Raw genomic sequence first — 22970 nt, 5'->3', positions numbered from 1 at the left:
GTCAGGCATCGACGCTGCGGCGCGGCTGCACTGCCGCAGGCACGATCTTGCCCCCTTCCAGCCGCTCTATCCGGTCTGCGATCCCGCGCGTGTCGGCGCGATGCGAAACAAGCAGGATGGCTGGCCGATCGGACCACTGACGCAGCCTTTCGAAGATCTTGGCACCGCCGTCTTCATCGATAGCGCTGGTGGCTTCGTCGAGGATCAGCAGAGCATGGCGCCGGATCAGCCCGCGCGCCAGACAGATACGCTGCCGCTCGCCGCCGGAGAACGCCTGACCCCTTTCGCCCACCCGCGTATCCAGACCTTGCGGGCTGCGCGCCAGCAATTCCTGCGCGCCGGCCATTTCGAGTGCCGTCATCATCTCAGCGTCGGTCGCGTGGGGGGCGCACCATTGCAGGTTTTCGCGAAGGGTCGTGTCGAAGAGGAAGGGATCTTGCGGCAGATAGGCGAGGGAACGCCGCCACGCCTCCCAGTCGGCATCCGCTTGCAGAATGCGCCCCTGACCGATGATGGTCCCGTGAGCCGGAGGCATCAGCCCGGTAATGAGATCGAGCAGTGTCGTCTTGCCCGATCCCGAAGGAGCATCGAGTGCGACGATCTCGCCTCGATCGATGCTCAGGGAAGCACCCCGCAATATCCAGTCGTCCGCTTCGTAAGCGAACCAGAGATCCCGCGCTTCCAGCAAAGGTCCTGGCGGATCGTTACCAGGCGCGCTTTCGAGTGTGGCCGGCTCGACCCTGGGCTCCGGCCGATCGAGATCGGCTGTGAGCGAGCGGAGCGCATCGAGCGCTGCGAGCATGTTCGCAGTAGACTGCGACGTCTGCATCAGGGCGAGCGTAGGCCCTGAGATCCGCGTGAGGATCAGCGTAACGACGATCAGGCGCGGCAGATCGAGCGCAAGGCCGAAGTAGCCGATCAGCAGCATGGCGACCACCGCAAGCGCTGCGAAGCACTGGAAGGCCGCCCGCACCTTCGACTGCGATGCGACGAAATCGAGCTGCCACTTGCGGGCATCGCGCATCACACCGTCCATCTGATCGACGAACCTGCCCTGCGCGTCGGACAGGCGCGCTAGCTTCTGACCGGCCATGAAATTTCCGAGCACGTTGTGGACCTTGCGACCCGCGCTTGAATTGCGCCGCCCGAGCATCGCGGCGAGGCGCGAGATCGGAACGATGAAAACGCCTGCGAGCACCAGCAACGCCAGCGCGATACCCAGCATGATCGGCGCGATCACGGCGATGGCGACCAACTGCGCGAGGATCATGGTGATCTGGACCACTCCCATCAGGGTCTGCTGGGTGCCCGACGACAGCCGGCCGATGTCGACCATGATCGCATGCTCGATATCCGTCCGCCGCTTGCCCATCAGCGCCTGCCAGGGCGCGGCAGAAACCGCGATCATGGTGCGCCGGCGCCAGTGATCGACGAATTCGAGGCTCAATCGCCGCAGCATGATATCACGCTTCCATTGGAGGAAACTGCGCATGGTAATCAGCGCGAGGAAGGCAGCCGCCAGTGCGATCGACAGGGAAAACGGCGTTGTCAGACCGAAGGCCTCAAGCCCGCCCAGCACTTTCGCGGCAACGCCCGTGTCCGGCTTGCTGAGCAGAATTTGAAACAGCGGCACAAAGGCGACGAAGCCCAGCCCCTCCAGCGCGGCGGCCGCCCCGACCAGCGCCAGCGCCAGCCATAATCGCGTACCCGCGAACGCGCGCAGTTCGCGCAGGTAATACTGCAGGCCGCTCATACCAGTGTGGTGGATCGTTCACTTCGCAAGACAAAGCAAGCTTGGAAAGGGGGGCATTGGCGGCAATCGTCTGGGGCGTCCCTCCCGCCCGACATTGGTGAGGTCTGCTTTCAGACCGGCAGCGACCCGCGTAATGCCGCCATGTCCGACTCGACTTTGCAGGAGCAGCGTGATTGAATCCTCGTTCGAACAGGGGGAGATTTCATGCGCGATGTCCGAAACACAGGCGGCGTTTCGCGACGTCGCGCGCTGGGAATGGGTGTCGGCGCGTCATTGTCGTTCGGCAGTGGCAAGGCTCTGGCGCAGCAGGCCATCGGGCAACCGCTGATCGGCAATCCCGCGCTTCCCGAAGTGCCGCAGTCGCGGATGCGATGGGCGATCGTCGGGCTCGGCACCTTCGCGGTCGGGCAGGTCATTCCCGGGTTTGCCAGTGCCCGCCATTCGCGGATGACCGCCTTCGTGTCGGGCAATCGCGCCAAGGCCGAAGAACTGGGTTCGCGCTACGGCGTCTCGCAATTCTTCGGCTACAACAATTACGACGATATCGGCGATGCGGACGATATCGATTGCGTCTACATTGTCCTGCCGGTGGGCCTCCACGCCGAATACACGATCCGCGCGCTGGAAGCCGGGAAGCACGTGCTGTGCGAAAAGCCAATGGCCTCGACCAGCGCGGAATGCGAAGCGATGATCGCGGCGGCCAGGGCCAACGACCGCAGGCTGGGCGTCGCCTACCGCGTGCATTTCGAGCCGAACAATGTCCACGTGCGCGACCGCATCGCGAACGGCGATCTGGGCACGATGCGGTTCGTTTCGGGCGATCACGGGTTCGATGCCAACCCCGACTGGCCACCGCACAAATGGCGGCTGGAGAAGGAGCTCGGCGGCGGAGGCTCGATGTACGACATCGGCATCTACGGCCTCAACACGTCGCTGATGATGGTGCCGGACGATACGCCCGTTTCGGTCAGCGCAGTCTATTCGACGCCCGAGGGCGATCCACGTTTTACGGAGGTCGAGGGCGGGCTCGAATACCGGCTACGCATGGCCAGCGGGATCAGCCTCTCGGGCTCGTCATCCTATTGCTGGAACCCCTACGTATCGCGTCAGCGCTATTTCGGCAGCGAAGGCTCGATCGAGATGCAGCCCGCGACGACCTATTACGACAATACCATCCGGCTGGAGGAAGCGGGCAAGCCGCCAAGCGAATATATCGCGGGCAACCCGATCGACCAGTTCGCCGCGCAGCTCGACGGGTTCTCGCAAGCCGCGCGCAGTAGCACCGAGCATCGCACTCCCGGCGAGATGGGGCTGCGCGACATCCGCCTGATCGAGGCAATGTACCGCAGCGCCGATCAGGATGGTGCCGTCGTCAGGCTTTAGAGCCCGGTCCGTCAGGCGTGGAAGCTGGCGTCCTAGAACGCCAGTTCCATGCTCTTTCCGCGATAGGTGGCCGTCTGCCCCTCGGCCTGATCGAACACCGCACCAGCCTCGTCACCGGTGTGCAGCACCACGGCGATCTCGCGGCTGTCGGCCATGCCGGGGAAGCGCCCCTCCCTCGCCCCGATGGTGAGGCGACGGGCTGCATCGTCCCACGCCATCGGAATGCGGGCGAACTCGCCGCGCGCAAAGCCCATATCGGTGCCCTGGTCCTCGTAGAGCGAGAAAGCGCCATCGGCTCCGGCGAAGACATGCACGGTCAGCGGCCCTTCCGGGTTTTCGCCGGTCCACTCCACCACCGGCCCCATCGGCACGATCGACCCGGCGCGCACGAACAGCGGCATCCGCTCACGCGGTGCGGCGGCGGTGATCGTCTGCCCGCCCGCGAGCTTGTTACCGGTGGCGACATCGTACCAGTCGGCACCCGCAGGCAGGTAAACCTGCCGCTCGCGCGCCTCGAACTCGGTTACGGGAGCCACCAGCATCGCCGGACCGAACAGGTACTCGTCGTCGATCTCCCAGGTCGCACGGTCGGCCTGAAAATCCATCACCAGCGGACGCATGATCGTGCCCGCATCGAAATGCGCGTCGGCTGCGAGCGTGTAGATATAGGGCAGCAGGCGATAGCGCAGGCGATGGTAGTAGGTCAGCCCTTCGAGCATCGCAGGATCATCCTTCGCGATGATCGGCGTCTCGCGATACGGATATTCGCCATGGCTGCGGAACAGCGGGCTGAACGCGCCGAACTGGAACCAGCGCAGGTACAGCTCGCGAAATTCCGGCATCTCTGCGGGCACTTCGTCGGTATAGCGCTGCTCCACAGCGAAGCCGCCGATATCGTGCGTCCAGTTGGGAATGCCCGATAGCGAGATATTGGTGCCCGCGCTGATCTGGTCGCGCAGGTCATCCCACCGCGCCACCACATCGCCAGACCACAGCGCGGCAGAGGCACGCTGAATCCCACCGAAGCCACTGCGGGTGAGGATGAAGGGGCGCTGATCGGGCTGCACTTCGCGAAGTCCGTCCGCCACGCTGATCGCCTGCATCAGGCCGTAGCTGTTGAAGATCGCCGCACCCGGCGTGTCGGTCGCGGCGCTGTACATCTGTCGGGCGCGCTCTTCGATCGAGAGGTTGGAATGCCAGTCGGGCTCGGTCGCATCCATCCACCACGCATCGAAGCCCATCGGCACCAGCGATTTGCCGATCTGGTTGAAATATATCTCGCGCGCCTCTGCCGGATAGGGATCGTAGAAGGTGTTGGCGTAGCCCGCCCCCACCCAGTCCTTCTGCCCCGCTTCGAGCGGACGGCGATAGAGGTAGCCTTTCGCGTCCAGCTCCTTGGCGTTCTGCGTATCCGGATAGAACTTCGGCCAGACCGAAATCATCACCCGGCCGTCCATATCGTGGACCGCATCGACCATGCCCTCGGGGTCGGGGAAGCGCTTGGGATCGAAGCAGTTGCAGCCCCACTGGTCTTCGGGCCAGTAGAACCAGTCCTGTACGATCGCGTCGATCGGGATCTCCGCGTCGCGGTATATCTCCATGACATCGACCAGCTCGTCCTGCGTCTGGTAGCGCTGGCGCGACTGCCAGAAGCCATAGGCCCAGCGCGGCATCATCGATGCTTCGCCGGTCAGGCGGCGATAGCCCGCGACGAGCGCATCCATGTCGTCGCCGGGCACGACGTAATAGTCGATCGCCTTGCCCGCTTCGGAGGCGAAGCTGACCGAGTGGCGGTCTTCGCTGGGCAGCGGATCGGCGTGATACAGCGCGATGTAGCCCTGGTTGGGCTCCCACTCGACGCGCAGGTCGACCGGCTCTCCGGCGGTCAGCTCCAGCTCGAAATTATGATACCAGGGGTTCCAGTTCTGGCGCCAGCGGTCGAGCACCTTCTCGCCATTGGCGTAAACGGTGACGTAGCTCGACGAATAGAGCCGGAACTCGTGCTTCCCTGAGCTTTCCGGGGTATAGCTGCCGGTCCACACAACGCGCTGCGTCTGCACCGCATTGCCCTGCGTATTCTGGCCCGAGGTTGCGGCGACGGTGTCGGCCTTGGCCTCTTCGGGCCAGCGCTCCTGATCGTCGAGGAACTGGTAGTCGATCACCGGCTCGGTGCGTTCGAGCGCGAGGCGATCACCCAGATAATACTGCGCGCTCCAGTCGAGCGCGAGTTTCTCATACGGGTGCGGGTCGCCGACGCGCGTGATCGAGGCATTGTCCCACAGAATGCCATAGCCACGCGTCGACAGAAGGTAGGGGATCGCGGTCGCGATGTTGTGCTGGGCGAGTTCGACGTCCTCGCCATTATAGTTCATCTGACGGTTCTGCTGCTGGCCGAGACCGTAGAGCCCTTCGTCGGTCCCGCGATTGAACTGGACGCGCGTCTTGAACCATTGCTGCCCTTCGAGCGTGACCGGATCGATCCGCCGCGACCGGGCATATTCATCGAGCAGCAGCTTCCCCTCTGCATCGCGCACGGTCAGTTGACCGTCGGCCAGCGCAATCCTGGCGGAAGATTGCGGGGTGGTGAGCGTGACGGAAGCGTCGTCCACATCGACCTGTGGCGAACCATCGGCCTCGGCCACCACCATCGCGGTCGGCGGCGCGTCGGGCAGCACATTGGCCACGGTCACCCGGAACGTGCCGTCGGCGTAGGCGAGCACCCGCACCTTCTGCCCCGCGTCGGTGGTGACGATGGTGCCGTGCGGTACAACCTCTGCCTCTCCGGCCAAGGCTGGCGCTGCAATCGCGAGCGTTGCCGTTGCGAATGTGACGAGCCGCATGATCATTTTACCTTACTCCGTGTCGGGATCGCTGCGGGCGCAATCGAGCCCCGTCCCTCTCCATCGATGGTGACCGATGCGCGGCCACGAATATCGCCGGACGCACTGCCGACCATCAGTTCGATTTCTCCGGGTTCGCTCACCCATGCGCCATCGCGCGACCACAGCGCGAACTGGTCTGCCGAAAGGGTGAAGGAGGCCTTGGGGATCGCATGTTTCATCGCGGTCTCTTCGATCAGTGCTCGACCGGTGCCGCCGCCCCGCGCGGAGTGCGTATCCGTTCGACCAGATCGCCGATCTGTGCCGGAGGTGCGGCGGTGACGCGGCTGACCAGCAGGGCGACCGCGAAATTGATCAGCATGCCGATCACGCCGATCCCCTCGGGCGAGATGCCCAGCAGCCAGTTCTCCGGCACGTTCGCCGCCGGGTTCCACAGCTTGAACCAGGCGATGTAGAAGAAGGTGAAGCCAAGCCCGCTGACCATCCCTGCAATCGCGCCCTCGCGGTTCATCCGCTTTGTGAAGATGCCGAGGAAAATCGCCGGGAAGAGCGAGGAGGCAGCAAGGCCGAAGGCGAAGGCCACCACCTGCGCGACCCACCCCGGCGGATAAATCCCGAGCAGGCCCGCAACCACGATCGCCGCTGTCGCTGCCAGACGCGCGGCGAGCAGCTCGCCTTTCTCGGTGATGGTAGGCCGGAAGGTGCGCTTGAGCAGGTCGTGGCTGACCGCGCTGGAGATCACCAGCAACAGTCCCGCTGCGGTTGAAAGCGCTGCGGCAAGTCCGCCCGCCGCAACCAGTGCAATGACCCACCCGGGCAGGTTGGCGATTTCCGGATTGGCGAGCACCATGATGTCACGGTCGACATAAACCTCGTTGGCACCGTCTGCGGGAGCATTCGAAAGCACCCGCTCGCCATGCTTCCCGCGCTCACCGGTATAGGCGGGCGCGCCTTCGAAGGCATCGCCCGGAGCGATGTCCATTGCCCCGTCGCCGTCCTTGTCGCGCCATGCGATCAGGTCGTTGTTCTCCCAATTGCCGAACCAGCCGGGGGCGTCGGCATATTGTGTCTGATCGATCGTCTCGTTGAAATTGAGCCGGGCAAAGGCCGAGACGGCAGGAGCAGTGGTGTAAAGCAGAGCAATGAACACGAGCGCCCATCCGGCCGAGCGGCGCGCGTCCGAGACCTTCGGCACGGTAAAGAACCGCACGATCACATGTGGCAGCCCGGCAGTGCCGACCATCAACGCCGCGGTGATGCAGAACACGTCGATCGTCGATCGGGTGCTGGCGGTATAGGCGGCGAAGCCCATGTCGACGAGCGACGCGTCGAGCTTTTGCAGCACGTACATGCCCGAACCGTCGGCTACTTGCGATCCGAGCCCAAGCTGTGGGACCGGATTGCCGGTCACCAGCAACGAGATGAAAATCGCGGGCACGAGATAGGCGAAGATCAGCACGCAATATTGCGCCACCTGCGTGTAGGTCACACCCTTCATCCCGCCGAGCACCGCGTAGACGAACACGATGCCCATCCCGATAATGACGCCAAGATCCACCGGCACTTCGAGAAAGCGCGAAAAGACGATTCCGACACCGCGCATCTGGCCTGCAATATAGGTGAAGCTGACGAAGATCAGGCACACTACCGCGACGGTCCGCGCGACCTTCGAATAGTACCGCGTGCCGATGAAATCGGGCACGGTGAACTGGCCGAACTTGCGCAGATATGGTGCCAGCAGCAGCGCGAGGACGACATAGCCGCCGGTCCATCCCATCAGGTAGACGCTGCCATCGTATCCCATGAAGGCGATGAGGCCCGCCATCGACAGGAAGCTCGCCGCGCTCATCCAGTCGGCGGCGGTTGCCATGCCGTTGACCACGGGATGGACTCCCCCGCCTGCGACATAGAATTCGGAGGTCGAGCCAGCACGCGTCCACAACGCAATCCCGATATAGAGCGCGAAGCTTGCCCCGACGAAGAGGTAGATGAGCATCTGCGTGCTCATTCGGAAACGCCTTCGCCGGTGGGCTGCGATTCGTCGTCGTCGTCGAGCGCGTAGCGCCGCTCGAGCCGATGCATCGCCCAGCTGTAATAGAAGATCAGGACGATGAAGACGTAGATCGAGCCTTGCTGGGCGAACCAGAAACTCAGCGGATATCCGCCGATCATAAAGCGGTCGAGAAAGTCGCGGAGAAGGATTCCGGCGCCGAACGACACGGCGAACCAGATCGACATCAGGATTGCGAGCAGCTGCAAATTGGCGCGCCAATACGATTTGGTAGCGCTATCATCGCGATGAGCCATCGATTCACCCTCTCCCCAGAGCGCCTGCGATTTATATGATATCACTTGTGTCGCGCTCAACGCCACAGCCTAAGACGTGCGATCGCATTGGGCAACTCCCGATCGTCGCACCAACCTAGGGCAAATATGGTCCGTGGGAGAATTCCCCCTTGCCCGCAGAGGCAATTGAAGGGATGATAACGCTCCCATAGAGGCACCGTGGCACAAAGCCGCGCGAGGGAGAGGAAAGAATGACCGACTGGAAACGCTTGGCGAGTGGGCTCGCTCTGGCATTGGCAGCAACCGCATGCGCCACGGGGCCAGATGCAACCATCGGCCAATCGTCCGACGGCGCGTCGAAAATGCAAGACGGCAAGGCCGTTGCACATCCTGACATCTGGCCTGCCTACGAATACCCCGTAGTCCTTCCCAAGTCAGACACCACGATGGTGGCCGATCTCGTTGCCAGAATGACGCTCGAGGAAAAGATCGGCCAGCTTGTCCAGGCCGATCTGTGCTGCGTCACGCCCGAGGATGCGAAGAAGTATAACCTCGGCTCCATTCTCGTCGGCGGCAACAGCGGCCCCAACGGCAACGACCTCTCGCCCGCGCCCGACTGGCTGGCGGCAGCCGATGCGTTCTACAATGCTTCGGTCGACAAGTCCGACGGCGGCGTCGGTATTCCGATCATCTGGGGCGTGGACGCTGTGCACGGCCATGCCAACATCATCGGCGCGACAGTCTTCCCGCATAATATCGGCCTTGGCGCGATGCGCGACCCCGACCTGATCGAACAGATCGGCGCGGTTACCGCCAAGGAAATCCGCGTCACCGGGCAGGAATGGACCTTCGCCCCGACAGTCGCGGTGCCGCAGGACTTCCGCTGGGGCCGCGCCTACGAAGGCTACTCCTCCAATCCCGAGCTTGTCGCGTCCTACGTCGGCGCGATGGTGCGCGGCCTGCAGGGCCCGCCGAGCAACAACGACATTCTTGCCGGTCCGCACGTGATCGCCTCCACCAAGCATTTCCTTGCCGATGGCGGTACCGACGGCGGCGTCGACCAGGGCGATAGCTCGGTCACCGAAGAGGAGCTGCGCGACGTCCATGGCGCGCCCTACGGCCCGGCTATTGGCGAAGGCGTGGCGACCGTGATGGTCAGCTTCTCCAGCTGGCAGGGCAAGAAGATGACCGGCAACAAGTCGCTCGTGACCGGCGTCCTGAAAGACCGGATGGACTTCGGCGGCTTCGTCGTGTCGGACTGGAACGCGCACGGCCAGGTTGAAGGCTGCACCAACGAAAGCTGTCCGCAGGCGCTGATGGCGGGGGTCGACATGTACATGGCGCCCGACACCTGGAAGCCGATCTACACCGACCTGCTGAAGCGCGCGCGCAGTGGCGAAATCCCGATGGCCCGGATCGACGACGCAGTGACGCGCATCCTCGACGTCAAGGCGCGGCTCGGCCTGTTCCATGCCGGCAAGCCGTCCGACCGTTTGCTCGCGGGCGATTACGACCAGCTCGGCTCGCCCGAACACCGCGGCGTGGCGCGCGAGGCGGTGCGCAAGTCGCTCGTGCTGCTCAAGAACCAGGGTGTGCTGCCATTGAAGCCTGGTGGCCGGCTGCTTGTCGCAGGCGATGGGGCCAACGATCTTGCCCGCCAGTCGGGCGGATGGACGATCAGCTGGCAGGGCACGGGCATCGACAACAGCCACTTCCCCGGCGCAACCTCGATCTGGACAGGGCTCGAAGACGCAGTCGAGGCAGCGGGCGGCAGCGCGCAGCTTTCGCCCGACGGCAGCTTCACCCAGCGCCCCGATGCAGCAGTGGTCGTGTTCGGTGAGACGCCCTACGCTGAATTCCAGGGCGACCGCGCGACGCTGGCGCTCGATCCCGAACTCACCGGCCCTTACGAAACGATGCGCAAGCTCAAGGCGCAGGGCATTCCAGTGATCGCGCTGATGCTCACCGGGCGTCCGCTCTACGCCAATCCTGCGCTCAATTCCGCCGATGCCTTCGTGGTCGCGTGGCTGCCCGGCAGCGAGGGTGAAGGGGTTGCAGACGTGCTGGTGGGCGATGCCAGCGGCACCCCGCGTTTCGATTTCACCGGCAAACTGCCCGCCGCCTGGCCCCGCACTGCGGACATGAAGGACGGCGCGCTGTTCGATTACGGATACGGCCTGACTTACGCGAGCCCGAGCCGAGCATGGTCTGCCCTGCCCGAACTGGATACAAGCCAACTCGCGGGCGATAGCCGCCTGTGGTTCAGCGCCGGCGCGCCTGCTGCCCGCTGGTCGCTGCTGGTCAATGGCCAGAACACCGGCGAACAGACCCGCGTCACCACGGTGCCGGTAGAGGCCTTGGGCGGACGGGTCCGCGTCACTGCCGAGAACTTCATTGTCCAGGAAGGCGCACGCCGCATCTCGATCGACAATGGCACGGCCAGCGTGGCCCTGCGCAATTTCGAACCGGTCGATATCGCCAAGGAAACCAATGCCGACATCCTGTTGCTCGCGACGATGAAGGTGTGGGACGCGCCCGACAGCGCGATGCTCGGTTCGATCGGTCCGGACAGTGAGGGCTTCTCTTCGGTCAAGCTTCCGGAAGGCAACCGGTGGGTGCGCTACGGCATCCCGCTCAAATGCCTGCGCAACAAGGGCGCGGACGTGTCCGAACTGACCGAGCCGTTCGTGCTGACGACCACCGGCAAGACCGACTACGCAATCGGCGAAGTGCGGCTGGGCACCGATGCAGAGGTAATTCTGCCCTGCTCCTGATCTACGACGATTGAACGACGCGAGGTCCGCGTGACCTCGCATCGATTGCCATCCCCATCACGCGCCCTTCTCGCGTGATTCCAGCCCGCGCAACGACCGATGGTCATGCGCGGGCTGTTGCGTTGCTGGCGTGGAAACCCCCCATACTAACCCGGACGAGCTCTCCACCGAGAGGGTAAGGCCTGACTGCAGCGTGTGCGGCGCCCGCCACAAAACGCAACGCATGGCCCCGGTCCCCGACCGAGGCCATGCGATGTCATTCAGCGCTCGGCAGAGGGCGGGCCATCACCCGCCGCCCCTGCCGTTACTCAGTGCGTAGAAGCCGCTTCTGCTGCCCGGACCGTCTGCGCCCGACCCGCCGAGAAGGCGAACAGGCACAGCAGCGCGTAGCAGATACACGGGATGATGAAGGCGAAGGTGTAGTTCGTCTGACCCGAGAGAACGCCGACCGCGAATGGTATTGCTGCACCACCCACGATCCCGGTGCACAACAGCGCGGACGTCGCCTCTTCGCTCGCGCTCGACCGTTCGAGCGTAAGGGTGAAAATCACGGGGAACATGATCGAGTTGAACAGGCCGATCGCCAGCGCGACATAGCCTGCGGTCACGCCGCCGACGAAGAAGATATAGAGGCACATGGCGCAAGTGATGGCGGTGAAGAGCGCCAGCAGGCGGTTCGCCTTCACGAAATAGAGCAGGCCGCTGCCGATGAGCCGCCCGACGAATGCACCGCCCCAGTAGAAGCTTACCAGCGTGCCAGCCTTCTGGAGGCTGATGCCCCAGGTGTTCTCGCTGTTGAGGAAAAGCGCCATCTGCGTGCCAATGGCCACCTCTGCCCCGACGTAGAGGAAGATCGCGCATGCACCGAGCAGCGCCCAGCGCGAGGAGAATGCCTCGCCGATCAGCTGGGCGATGTTCTTGCCCGAACCGATCACGGGTGCCGCGCGCTGCACGGTCTTGCGGGCGAGGAAGAAGAACAGGAAAAGCAGGATCAGGAGCCCGCAAATCCAGAAATAGGCGCGGTCGATGCCTGCCAGCGCGTTGTTGCGCACCTCGTCGGTCAGCGCGACGCCGTCGACGACCTCGACACCCGACAGGAACAGGCTTGCCCCCAGTGCCGGGCCGATAATCGTACCGAAGCTGTTGAAGGTCTGCGCCAGCGTAAGGCGGAAGTGGCTCTTTGCCGGATCGCCAAGCGCCGCGGCCAGCGGATTGGCAGCGACCTGCAGGATGGTGATGCCACTCGCCAGCACGAACAGGCCAAGCAACACAAGGTTGTAATTGGCGATATTGGCCGCGCCGAGCATGATCAGGCACGCCACAACCATCATTGCGAGGGCCACGAGAATGGACGGAACCGCGCGCCATTTCGCGATGATCGCGGCCGCAGGAAAGCTGACCAAACCATAGGCGATGAAGAAGGCGGAGGCGGATAGCTGCGCCTGTGCATCGCTGAGCGTGAAGATGCCCTTCACCGCCGCGACCAGCGGGTCGATCAGGCTGGTGATGAAGCCCCATGCGAAGAACAGCGTAGTGACCGCAATAAACGCGGCGAGCGTGCCGGACCGACGACTCATTTCTTTCCCCTCAACCCCTCGGCGCTTTACCCGCCGTGCCTTATCATGTTAGCGCTACCCGACAGCGGTCACGTAGAGCCGACTAAGGGGAGATGCCGGATGAGACGTTCCATGACAATGGGATTATGCGCAATTTCGTTGATTGCGTGCAGCACCGCTGGACAAAGCGTTGCTGCCATTGAGAACGTTTCCACAGCTTCGTCGCTTCCTGTCGGCACCTGCATCAACATGGGCAACATGCTGGAGCCGGAAAAAGAGGGCGCGTGGGGCGGTGCCCTGATCGTTCCGGAGGACTTCGCGCGGATCAAGGCGGCGGGCTTCGACACCGTCCGCATTCCGGTGCGCTGGCACAACAAGACTCAGCAGCAGGCACCGTGGGCGGTCGATCCGGCGTGGATGGACCGCGTGCAGACCGTCGTCGACCAGGCGCTTGCCGCCGATCTCAACGTCATTCTCAACAGCCACCATTTCGACCCGATCTTCGAAGATCCGGCCGGGGTCGCCGAATGGCACGGCGCGGTCTGGAAGCAGATCGCCGAGCGTTTCGCGGACTATCCGGAGGATACGCTGTGGTTCGAACTCGAGAACGAGCCGCACGATAAACTCGACAATTCCAACCTGATCGAAACACTGGCCCCGTCCTACGACGCGGTCCGCGCAGTCAGTGCAACTCGTCCGGTGATTTACGGCGGTCAGAACTGGAGCGGGGTCGATTCGCTCGCCACCCTGCCCCTGCCCGACGATCCCAATGTCTATCCCACCTTCCATTATTACGAACCGTTCGCCTTCACGCATCAGGGCGCAGACTGGGCTGGGCCCGACATTCCTCCGCCGGGTCGCACCTTCCCGACGCAGGAAGATCGCGCAATGCTGGCGCGGGATGCAGCCAAGGTCGCCGCCTATATCGAGCGCACCGGCAAGGTCCCCTTCATGGGAGAAACCGGCGCGTACGACAAACATATCTCCACGCCCGACCGCGTTACCTATCACCGCACGGTTCGCGAGGCTTTCGCGTCGACAGGCATCGGCATGTGCGCCTGGGCCTACGCCAACACATTCCCCTTCTGGGATCGCCAGAGCGGCAAATGGCTGCCCGGCATGCGGGCCGCGATGGGCCTTCCCGAAGACGACTGACCAGCAAGGAGCCTGACATGCGTGCTCGCCACATACTTTCCGGCCTCGCCCTCCCCATGCTCATGCTCGCGGCCCCGCCCGCAGCAGCACAGATCCCGCCGGAATTGCAGGCCTTTGACGAACAGCTGCCCGGCGACCTGATCAACGACCCGCGCGATATCGTGTGGCCGACCCAGGGGACTGCGCTCGACGTGAAAGGCGTGCAGAGCGCCGATATCCCCGGTGGGGGTGCCGCGCGCAGTTACGAGGTGAAGACCAAGGGACCCGAACTCTGGTCCAGCCAGACCCACGTTCCGCTGCTCGCCCCGATCGAGCGCGGTGACACGGTCACCGTCGGCTTTTACGCCCGCACCGTCTCCGCCGACACGGCGGACGGCAAGGGGCTGCTAGGCGTGCGGGTGCAGGAAAACGCCCCACCCTATGGCGGCTTCGGCGAGAAGACCCTGTCGATCGGCCCCGATTGGGAGTGGTACGAAGTAACCGGCACCGCGAACCTGCCAATCAAGCAGAAAGACGCCACCATCGCATTGCAGTTCGGGGCCGCGAAGCAGACGATAGAGATCGGCCAGACGATTGTGGTCAAGGGTGCGGCCTCGATTCTCGGGGCCCCTAAGGCAGCGCAAGAAAAGCCGGTGGCAAACGACGAGCCGCTGATACCCGCACCGCTTGTCGGGGCTGGCACGCTTCTCAATCAGCCCGATATGCGCAACTGGCAGAATTCGGCGGTGGTCGGAACCATCGAGGCGCGCGAAGAGCCGGGCATCTGGCTCGGCCACGCGACGCGCTTCTCGCTTACCGAACTCGGCCAGAACGACTGGGATCTCGTCGCGGGCATTCCGATCGAGCAGGACATCGCAGCGGGTGACAAACTGCTGATCGCCATCGCCGCCAAAACGGTGAGCGCGCAAACTCCCGATGGGAATGGCCTGGTCGCCATGCGCATTCAGGACAACACGCCGCCCTACGACGGTTTTGCGGAAAACATCTTCAAGGTCGGCCAGAAATGGCAGCTGATCCGGATCAACACCGTCGCCCCGCGCGACATCCCCGCTGGCTCCGCTCAGGTGGCGCTGCATTTCGCCGCGGAGGTCCAGTCGATCGACATCGGTCCGGTCTACGTGTTCAAGACCGACTGATCAGCGTTCTCCCGCGACCGCGTAGGGGCCGACCACCAGCCCGGTGAACAGTCCCGCGTGGATCGAAGCGAGCGGTTCGACGTCGATCTGCGGCGACTGCTGCCAGTCATCTTCGTCGCGACGGCGCCAGCTCGCAGTGGCAGTGCCCCCGCGCAGCGCCAGGCGCAGCTGTGCCTCGTCGCCATCCCACGGGGTGCTGTAGATGACTGCGCCACGCTCCGCATCCTCCGGGTCCTTGCGCAGCCGAACGACGATCCGGTTTCCTTCGCCCGCATCTTCGATACCGACGGTCAGGAAGTGATCCTCGTCCATGAATGCAAGCAGGCCTGCGAAGTCGCCCTCGCCTTCGCTCGCCAGATCGACAAAGGTTGTGAAGTCGGCCGAATGATGACGCATCCGGCGACCCATGAAGGCAAACCTGTCGAGAGTGCCGGCCGCCTTTGTACCGGGCACGAGTTCCAGCTCTCCGCGCTCGAAATCGTGCGACATCTGCGATTCGCCGGTGGGGCTGCGCATCGTCATCCATTCGTCCGACAGCGACACCTGATCGAAGTCGTCTCGCCAGGATGCAAAATCCGCGCCCGGCGAAACGGGCAGATCGGGTGTGGCGACCAGCGGCGGCACGGCCTCGCCCGGGTCGAGGAAGCGCGGCCAGCCATCGACCCATTTGAGCGGTAGCAGGAAGGTTTCGCGACCCAGCAGGGTCGATTGCCCCGCGAAGGGGCGCGTTCCCAGGAACAGCCCCCACCAGCTACCGTCGTCGAGCTGCACCATGTCCGCATGGCCGGTCGCCTCGACCCTGTCGGGCCGATCGGGCGCGAGGTCGCGCTGGGTCAGGATCGGGTTGACCGGGCCGGGAACGTAAGGCCCGTCGATGGAGCGCGACCGGTAGATCGTCTGCGAGTGCTGGTCCGCCGTGCCGCCCTCGGCGGTGAGCAGGTAGTACCAGCCATCGATCTTGTATATGTGCGGACCCTCCGCCCAGATCGGATTTTTGGACGGATCGACACCGCCATCGACCAGCAGCGTCCGCTCGGGCTTCACCTGCATCGCCGCCTTGTCGAATTCCTGCAGCCACAGAGCGCGGTGCCCCTCGTAGCGCGGCGTGCCCGGAGGTGCGTCGTTGTAGACGATCCACGCGCGATCACCCTCGAAGTAGAGCGACGGGTCTATCCCGCCGAAATCGAGCCACGACGGATCGCTCCACGGCCCCTCAGGGCGATCGGCGGTGATCACGAAATTATCGCCGCATTCGATGCACGTGTTGACGATCCAGAAGCGGCCATCGTGATAGGAAATCGCCGGCGCGAACAGCCCGCGGTCGGTTGCCAGACCGCTGAAATCCATCTGGCCCGGCCGGTCGATTGCGTTGCCGATCAGGTTCCAGTGGACAAGGTCGCGACTGTGATAGATCGGCAAGCCCGGAAACCAGACGAAGGTCGAGTTAACCGCGTAGAAATCGTCGCCAACCCGCACGATCGAGGGGTCCGGCTGGAAACCCGGCAGCACCGGATTGCGATAGAAACCCTCGGGCGTCGGCGGCGTTTCGTCCAGCCCCTGATACTCGACATAGTCGAAAGTCGCGCGCGGTTGAGCCGCGATCGAGGCCGGATACAAGAGCGCCAAGCAGCCCATCACGGGCATCGACCACTGCTTCAAACGTATCGACACCCCGTCCACTCCCTTTATCCTTGCTCCCGCCAATCGGCGTCCATATGGTAGCGCTCCCACAGGAGAGGGCAAGAGCCACAACATGGCCTATGATCTGAAGGCAATTCTACCCGCGGATTTCGCGGAAGGTCGGTTTCTTGGGCGCGCTCTGGCGCCCGAAGGACCGGTGGTCATCGCCATTCGCGGTGGCGTCATTTACGATCTCACCTCGTCCGCCGCGTCGGTCGCCGGCGCGGTTGCGCGGCGCGAATTCGATGGCGGCGACGCCATCGGCCCGGTGGCCGACGGCCTGCCCGAAGGCTGGCAACTGCTCAGCCCGATCGACCTGCAATGCATCAAGGCCAGCGGCGTCACCTTTGCCGTCTCCGCCATCGAGCGAGTGATCGAGGAACGCGCACGGGGCGATGCGGGCAAGGCGGCAGAGATTCGCGCGGGGCTGGAAGGCAAGATCGGGTCTGGCATCCGCTCGGTCGTACCCGGATCGCCCGACGCACAGCAGCTGAAGGATGCGCTGATCGAACAGGGCATGTGGTCGCAGTATCTCGAGGTTGCGATCGGTCCGGACGCGGAGATTTTCTCCAAGTCGCCTGTGCTTTCCTCGGTCGGGCACGGCGCGCAGATCGGTGTGCGGTCGGATTCGAGCTGGAACAACCCGGAACCCGAGGTCGTGCTGGTGTCGGACGCTCACGGCGAAGTGGTCGGCGCGACGCTCGGCAACGACGTCAACCTGCGCGACTTCGAAGGACGCTCGGCGCTGCTGCTGTCGAAGGCGAAGGACAACACCGCATCCTGCGCGATCGGACCGTTCATCCGCCTGTTCGACGACGGCTTCACGATCGACGATGTGCGCAAGGCGGATGTTGAACTGACCATCGACGGCCCCGAAGGATACCGGCTGGAAGGGCGCAACCTGATGGCCGAGATCAGTCGCGATCCGCTCGATCTGGTCGCGCAATCGCTATCCGAGCATCATTACCCCGATGGGTTCGTGCTGTTCTGCGGTACGCTGTTCGCGCCCACGCAGGACCGCGACGAGCCCGGGGCAGGCTTCACCCACAAACTCGGCGATGTGGTGACGATCAAATCCGAACGGATCGGCACGCTGAGCAACACCGTGACGACATCGCGCGATGCCCCGGCGTGGACCATGGGCATCGGCGAATTCATACGCAATCTGGCCGGACGCGGCCTGGTCGAAAAGGTCTGAAGCATGGCGACCTCTCGACTAGATACAACGCATGCCAGACAGGAAGACGGCCACCGGATGAGAGAAGACAAGCTGGCACCGGACGACAAGACTGCGATCTATCCCAGCTTGCGCGGCAAGCGAGTGATCGTCAGCGGTGGCGCTTCGGGGATCGGCGAAGGGATTGTCGAAGGCTTCGTGCGGCAAGGTGCGGCAGTCGCTTTCGTCGATGTGCAGGAAGAATCGAGCAAGGCTCTGGTCGATCGGCTGTCTGATGCGCCGATCAAGCCGATCTACCAGCAGTGCGACATCACCGATTGCACCGATTACGGCGCGAAGATCGCCCATTTCGTCGATCAGCTTGGCGGCTGCGACGCCCTGATCAACAACGCCGCCAACGACGACCGCCACAAGGTCCTCGACGTGACGCCCGAGTATTGGGACGAGCGGATGTCCGTGAACCTCAAACACCAGTTCTTCGCCGCCAAGGCCGTAGTGCCGGCCATGCGCCAAGCGGGCGGCGGCAGCATCGTGAACCTCGGCTCGATCAGCTGGCATCTGGGCCTGGAAGACCTGTCGATCTACCAGACCGCCAAAGCCGCGATCGAGGGGCTGACCCGCAGCCTGGCGCGCGAGTTGGGTCGCGACAATATCCGCGTGAATACGATCGTCCCGGGCAATGTCAAAACGCCGCGGCAGATGAAATGGTACACCCCCGAAGGCGAAGCGGAGATCGTGGCCGCGCAGTGCCTCGACGGGCGGATCCAGCCTGCCGACATTGCGGCGATGGCCATGTTCCTCGTCTCGGACGACGCACGCTTTTGCACCTCGCACAATTACTGGGTGGATGCTGGATGGAGATAAAGGCCGATGTTCGCCGCGTGATCGACGCGCAGAGCCAGCTTGGCGAAGGCGTGCTGTGGGATGCGCAGCGCCAGGTCGTCTGGTTCGTCGATATCAAGCGACACCGGCTGTGGCACTATGACCCGGATACGGGCAGCAATTGCTTCACCGAGGCGCCCGGGCAGATCGGCTGGGCACTCCCTGCGGAGGGCGGACTGCTGCTGTGCGGGCTGCAGGACGGGCTTTACACCTTCGACCCCGAACTCCAGACCTTCACCAAACTGATGAGCGTGCCCGGCGAACCGGCGGGCAACCGCCTCAACGATGCCTGCACCGATCCGTGGGGCCGCGTGTGGTTCGGCTCGATGGACGACAGCGAAGGCTCGGCTTCGGGCAGGTTCTACGTGTTCGACCGGGGCGAGATTCGCGCCGCCGGGCCCAGCGGAATTGCCATCACCAACGGCCCCGCCGTGAACCGCGCGGGCGACCGCATCTATTTCACCGACACCACCGCGCAGAAGATCATGGTCGCAGACCTGTCTCGCGATGGCGTTGGCGAGGCGCGGCCCTATGTCGATACGGGCGCGCTGTTCCCCGACGCGTATCCCGATGGGCCGGTGGTCGATGCGGAGGATCACGTCTGGACCGGCCTCTATGTCGGCAGCAGCGTGGCCCGCTTCTCACCCTCGGGTGAGCTGGTCGCGACGATCGCCATGCCCGCGCGCGACATCACCAAGATGGCCTTCGGCGGCCCTGAATTCGCGACTGGCTACGTCACCACTGCGACCAAGAACATGGAGCCCGGAGACATGGAGAAGTACCCTTACGCAGGCGGATTGCTGGCGTTCGATGCGCCGGTCAAAGGCTTCGCCCAGCCGCTGGTGAAACTGTCGTGAGGCGCGCACTCGCGCTCGTCGCGCTTCTCGCCAGCGCCAGCGCCCCAGCCCTCGCCGCACCCCAGCCCGGTGCCGCCTATGGCGATGGCATGGTCCTGCAGCGCGGCGAGCCCATTCTGATCTCGGGCAGCGCCGCCCCCGGCAGCACGGTCGAGGGGATGCTTGGCACCGACACGGCGCGCGCCATGGCGGGCAGCGACGGAAGCTTCACACTCTCATTCCCCGCACGCGATGCCACCCTCGATGGAATATCGCTGACCTTGCGTGATTCGACCGGCGAAACCGTGCTCCACGACATCCTGATCGGCGATGTCTACCTGTGCTCGGGCCAGTCGAACATGGAGCTGACAGTCAACCGGGCGCTCAACACCTGGAACGAACTGCGCCTCTCCCCCGACGACGGGATCAGGTTGCTCAAGATTCCCAATACGACCGCGCCCGTACCGCAAACCAAGTTCTCCGAACCCGTCGCCTGGCACGCCGCCGACGCCGACAGCGTCGCCGAGTTTTCCGCCGCCTGCTACTACATGGGCAAGCAGCTGCGCGCCGATCATCGCGACGTGCCCCTGGGGCTCATCCATTCCAACTGGGGCGGCAGCGCCGCACGCGCATGGTTCACGCCCGAAAGCGTGGCGAACATGTATGGCGACGAGGCGCTGGCGCAGCTGCGGCTCTACCAGCGCGACCCGCTGGCTGCGGCGCAGGCCTTCGTGCCGCAGTGGTACGACTGGTGGCGCGCCAACGATAAGGGCCGCGAACCGTGGGCCGACAGTTCGATGCTCGACTGGAAGCCGATCCCCAAATTCTCCTTCTGGAACGAATGGACCGGCACCGGGCTCGATACCAACCCACAAGCCAACGTCTGGCTGCGCCAGACCATCGACCTGACCGCGCAACAGGCTGCGGGCGAAGGCGCTCTGGCAATCGGCGCGATCGACGATCTCGACCTGACATGGGTCAACGGACATCCGGTCGGCTACACCTTCGGCTGGGGCGTGGAGCGCACCTATCGCGTCCCCGCTGAGTACTTGCACGAGGGCGAGAACGAGATCCTGATCGCCGCCAACAACATGTGGGACACCGGCGGTTTCTTCGCCGGACCGGATCGCCTGTCGTTCACTCCGGCCGGTGGCAGCGCAATCCCGCTGGGTGCCGACTGGGAGTACTCGATCGGCACCGTCGCCGGGGTACCACCGCGCGCGCCCTGGGATGCCAATGCCGGCCTCGGCGTGATGCACAACTACATGATCGCTCCGCTGGGTCCGATGCGGCTGAAGGGCGTCGCATGGTATCAGGGCGAGGCGGATGTCGGCCAGCCCGACTACGACGCCAAGCTGCGCGAGCTGTTCGCGGGCTGGCGGCGCCAGTTCGGCCCGCAGACGCGGATGCTCGTGGTCCAGCTGGCCGATTTCGGCGCACGGCACAGCGAACCGACGGCGTCGGGCTGGGCGCAGTTGCGGCAGGATCAGCTCGATGGCGTCGCGGCGGACAGCAACGCCGCACTGGTCACCGCGATCGATATCGGCGAGCCGAACGATATCCACCCGGCGAACAAGAACGATCTGGGCAAGCGCCTCGCCTACGCGGCCGAGGGCAAGGCGATGCCGATGCCCAGGAGCGCTTCGTTCTCGGGCGACAATATCCTCGTGACGTTCACGGGGGTAGAAGGCGATCTCCAGGCGCTCGGCGGGCCCTACCCGCTCGGCGTCGAAGTCTGCGGCAATACGCAGGAAAGCTGCCGCTGGGCGGTGCCGACACTTGATGGACAGCGGATGGTGATCGGCGTGAACGATGGCCAGCCTGTCTCGCGTGTGCGCTATGCATGGTCCGACGCGCCGATCGTCAATCTGTACGATGCGCGCGAGATCCCAGTCCCCGGTTTCGAACTGCCGGTGACCAAGTGACCATCTGCCGCCGCGGATTTCTCGCAGGGAGTGCCGCGCTGGCCGGAGCGGCGCTGCTCCCTGCCTGCGCAACCATGCCCCAAGGGCGCAGCAGCTTCGTCCAACGCAGGGGCACCGCGCTCATGCGCGGGGAAACGCCCTACCGCATCGTCGGCGCGAACATGTGGTACGCCGCCTGGCTCGGCGCCGATGCACCCTACGGCAATCGTCCGCGCCTGATCCGCGAGCTCGACCGACTGCAGGCGATGGGCGTCAACAACCTGCGCATCATGGCCTCCGGAGAAGAGGGGCCGCTCAAGAATTCGATCAGGCCGGGCTTCACCGGACCGAACGGAACGCCCAATGCGGCGCAGTTCGAGGGGCTCGATTTCGCCATGGCGGAGATCGGCAGGCGCGGGATGACGGCGGTCCTCGTCCTGTCCAATTTCTGGGAATGGTCGGGCGGTCTGCAGACGCTGCTGTGGCGCGCCACGGGGCAGTACATGGACATGGGCGACCCCGCGCACCCGTGGCCTGCCTTTGCCGATGCTACCGCCGCATTCTACGCCAATGAACAGGCGCGCACGCTCTACAATGCCCACCTGCGCCGGATGGTGACGCGCACCAATTCGGTGACCGGGATGCCCTACGCGCAAGACCGGGCGGTGATGAGCTGGCAACTCGCCAACGAACCGCGCCCCGGTGGCAGCGACGCGGCGATCGCGCGCAACGCGGATGCCTATTACGACTGGATCGACGATACCGCCGCGCTGATCCGCTCGCTCGATCCCAATCATCTCGTCAGCCTCGGCCATGAGGGGACGCAGGGCGCGAACGGCCAGGAAGACGTGGTGCTGCGCGCGCACCGGAACATCGACTACCTGACCGCGCATATCTGGCCGCTCAACTGGAGCTGGGTTGCGGGCGACGATCTTGCGGGCACCTGGCCCAGCGGCAAGAGCAAGACCGCCGCCTATCTCGATGTGCACGAGCGGCTGGCGACCACCCTCGGCAAACCGCTGCTGGTCGAGGAATTCGGCTTCCCGCGCGATGGGGAGACCTATTCGCCCGACACCAGCACCGAGTTCCGCCAGCGGTTCTACCGCACGATCTACGACGCGGTCGAAGCGAGCTGGGCCGCCGGAGGCCCGCTGATGGGCTCCAACTTCTGGGCGTGGAACGGCGAAGCACGGGCACAGCACCCCGACGCGCATTTCCGCGACGGCGACCTCGCCTACATGGGCGATCCGCCGCACGAGCCGCAGGGCTGGTACGGCAATTTCGATAGCGACGAAGGCATGCTCGCGCTGGTCCGCGCGCATGCGGAGACCGGCGGGCTTACCTGACACACTGATCGGGGGTTCACCGAAAACTCCGCCCAACCCGAATAACGAGCTTTTCCAGAGACCTGCGGGATTATACACGCGGCGAAGTGTCACCTTCCGCGCGCGTGTCACCTCCACAACCAAGACCTTCCGCCCACCGAGGCTGCTTATCCAACGAATTCAAAGACCGGATGAAGGATGGCAGCGAGGCGCGAAGTAGGAAATCTGTTTTGCAGCAGTAGCTGCCTTTTCCAGCTCGCGTGATCGACGAGGACTGGCGGCC

16 protein-coding genes are annotated in these 22970 nt (G+C 64.3%); 9 read left to right on the top strand and 7 right to left on the bottom strand.

All coding sequences use genetic code 11. The features are described 5' to 3' along the window. Position 1: 1 nt before the first annotated feature. Positions 2-1753 carry an ABC transporter ATP-binding protein gene (locus tag AAG591_RS09455; protein WP_342530947.1) on the bottom strand — a complete coding sequence of 584 codons (1752 nt, stop codon included), beginning with the start codon at positions 1751-1753 and terminating at the stop codon, positions 2-4. Positions 1754-1957: 204 nt separating this feature from the next. Between AAG591_RS09455 and AAG591_RS09450 the strand changes: the two genes are divergently transcribed. Then, positions 1958-3136: a Gfo/Idh/MocA family protein gene (locus tag AAG591_RS09450; RefSeq protein WP_342530946.1), complete on the top strand. Its 1179-nt coding sequence runs from the start codon at positions 1958-1960 to the stop codon at positions 3134-3136. Positions 3137-3168: 32 nt separating this feature from the next. Here AAG591_RS09450 and AAG591_RS09445 read toward each other — a convergent pair whose 3' ends face one another. The 4 genes from AAG591_RS09445 to AAG591_RS09430 are packed head-to-tail and all read right to left on the bottom strand — an operon-like array spanning position 3169 to position 8283. Further along, positions 3169-5982, bottom strand: a complete 2814-nt coding sequence (locus AAG591_RS09445; RefSeq protein ID WP_342530945.1) for a glycoside hydrolase family 31 protein — start codon at positions 5980-5982, stop codon at positions 3169-3171. Continuing rightward, the gene (locus AAG591_RS09440) at positions 5979-6197 is read right to left on the bottom strand and encodes a fibronectin type III-like domain-contianing protein (protein WP_342530944.1); all 219 of its coding nucleotides are present in this window, start codon (positions 6195-6197) and stop codon (positions 5979-5981) included. Before AAG591_RS09440 ends, AAG591_RS09445 begins: the two co-directional genes overlap by 4 nt. Before the next feature lie 14 nt (positions 6198-6211). Then, positions 6212-7984: a sodium:solute symporter family protein gene (locus AAG591_RS09435; protein WP_342530942.1), complete on the bottom strand. Its 1773-nt coding sequence runs from the start codon at positions 7982-7984 to the stop codon at positions 6212-6214. After that, positions 7981-8283, bottom strand: coding sequence for a DUF4212 domain-containing protein (locus tag AAG591_RS09430; protein WP_342530941.1), 303 nt, complete (start codon positions 8281-8283; stop codon positions 7981-7983). Before AAG591_RS09430 ends, AAG591_RS09435 begins: the two co-directional genes overlap by 4 nt. A 230-nt stretch (positions 8284-8513) precedes the next feature. Here AAG591_RS09430 and AAG591_RS09425 point away from each other — a divergent pair, with 230 nt between their 5' ends. Further along, positions 8514-11036 (top strand): glycoside hydrolase family 3 protein, encoded by a 2523-nt coding sequence (locus tag AAG591_RS09425; protein WP_342530940.1) that lies wholly within the window; start codon positions 8514-8516, stop codon positions 11034-11036. 308 nt (positions 11037-11344) lie between these two features. Here AAG591_RS09425 and gluP read toward each other — a convergent pair whose 3' ends face one another. After that, positions 11345-12613 (bottom strand): glucose/galactose MFS transporter, encoded by a 1269-nt coding sequence (gene gluP / locus AAG591_RS09420; protein WP_342530939.1) that lies wholly within the window; start codon positions 12611-12613, stop codon positions 11345-11347. 99 nt (positions 12614-12712) lie between these two features. On the opposite strand from gluP, the gene AAG591_RS09415 reads away from it, so the two are divergent. Beyond that, positions 12713-13747 carry a glycoside hydrolase family 5 protein gene (locus tag AAG591_RS09415; RefSeq protein WP_342530938.1) on the top strand — a complete coding sequence of 345 codons (1035 nt, stop codon included), beginning with the start codon at positions 12713-12715 and terminating at the stop codon, positions 13745-13747. A gap of 17 nt (positions 13748-13764) precedes the next feature. Continuing rightward, complete coding sequence (locus AAG591_RS09410; protein ID WP_342530937.1) at positions 13765-14883, top strand: hypothetical protein; 1119 nt, start codon at positions 13765-13767, stop codon at positions 14881-14883. Here AAG591_RS09410 and AAG591_RS09405 read toward each other — a convergent pair whose 3' ends face one another. Further along, on the bottom strand, positions 14884-16554 hold the full coding sequence (locus AAG591_RS09405; protein WP_342530936.1) for a glycoside hydrolase family 43 protein: 1671 nt from the start codon (positions 16552-16554) through the stop codon (positions 14884-14886). It lies immediately after the preceding gene. A gap of 82 nt (positions 16555-16636) precedes the next feature. On the opposite strand from AAG591_RS09405, the gene AAG591_RS09400 reads away from it, so the two are divergent. The 5 genes from AAG591_RS09400 to AAG591_RS09380 all read left to right on the top strand — a co-directional run bounded on the left by AAG591_RS09400 (position 16637) and on the right by AAG591_RS09380 (position 22708). Further along, positions 16637-17761, top strand: a complete 1125-nt coding sequence (locus tag AAG591_RS09400; RefSeq protein WP_342530935.1) for a fumarylacetoacetate hydrolase family protein — start codon at positions 16637-16639, stop codon at positions 17759-17761. A gap of 57 nt (positions 17762-17818) precedes the next feature. Beyond that, complete coding sequence (gene xylB / locus AAG591_RS09395) at positions 17819-18604, top strand: D-xylose 1-dehydrogenase (RefSeq protein ID WP_342530933.1); 786 nt, start codon at positions 17819-17821, stop codon at positions 18602-18604. Beyond that, on the top strand, positions 18595-19479 hold the full coding sequence (locus tag AAG591_RS09390) for an SMP-30/gluconolactonase/LRE family protein (RefSeq protein ID WP_342530932.1): 885 nt from the start codon (positions 18595-18597) through the stop codon (positions 19477-19479). The genes xylB and AAG591_RS09390 overlap by 10 nt, the downstream gene beginning before the upstream one ends. Continuing rightward, a complete protein-coding gene (locus AAG591_RS09385; protein WP_342530931.1) occupies positions 19476-21383 on the top strand; it encodes a sialate O-acetylesterase in 1908 nt (635 codons plus the stop codon). The genes AAG591_RS09390 and AAG591_RS09385 overlap by 4 nt, the downstream gene beginning before the upstream one ends. Before the next feature lie 74 nt (positions 21384-21457). Then, complete coding sequence (locus AAG591_RS09380; RefSeq protein WP_342530930.1) at positions 21458-22708, top strand: glycoside hydrolase 5 family protein; 1251 nt, start codon at positions 21458-21460, stop codon at positions 22706-22708. Positions 22709-22970: the final 262 nt, after the last annotated feature.

Origin of the sequence: Citromicrobium bathyomarinum (assembly GCF_038594485.1) — a bacterium.
Lineage (GTDB): Bacteria > Pseudomonadota > Alphaproteobacteria > Sphingomonadales > Sphingomonadaceae > Alteriqipengyuania > Alteriqipengyuania bathyomarina_A.
Note: the sequence above shows the minus strand (reverse complement) of the source record. Positions and strands in the feature narration are given on the sequence as shown.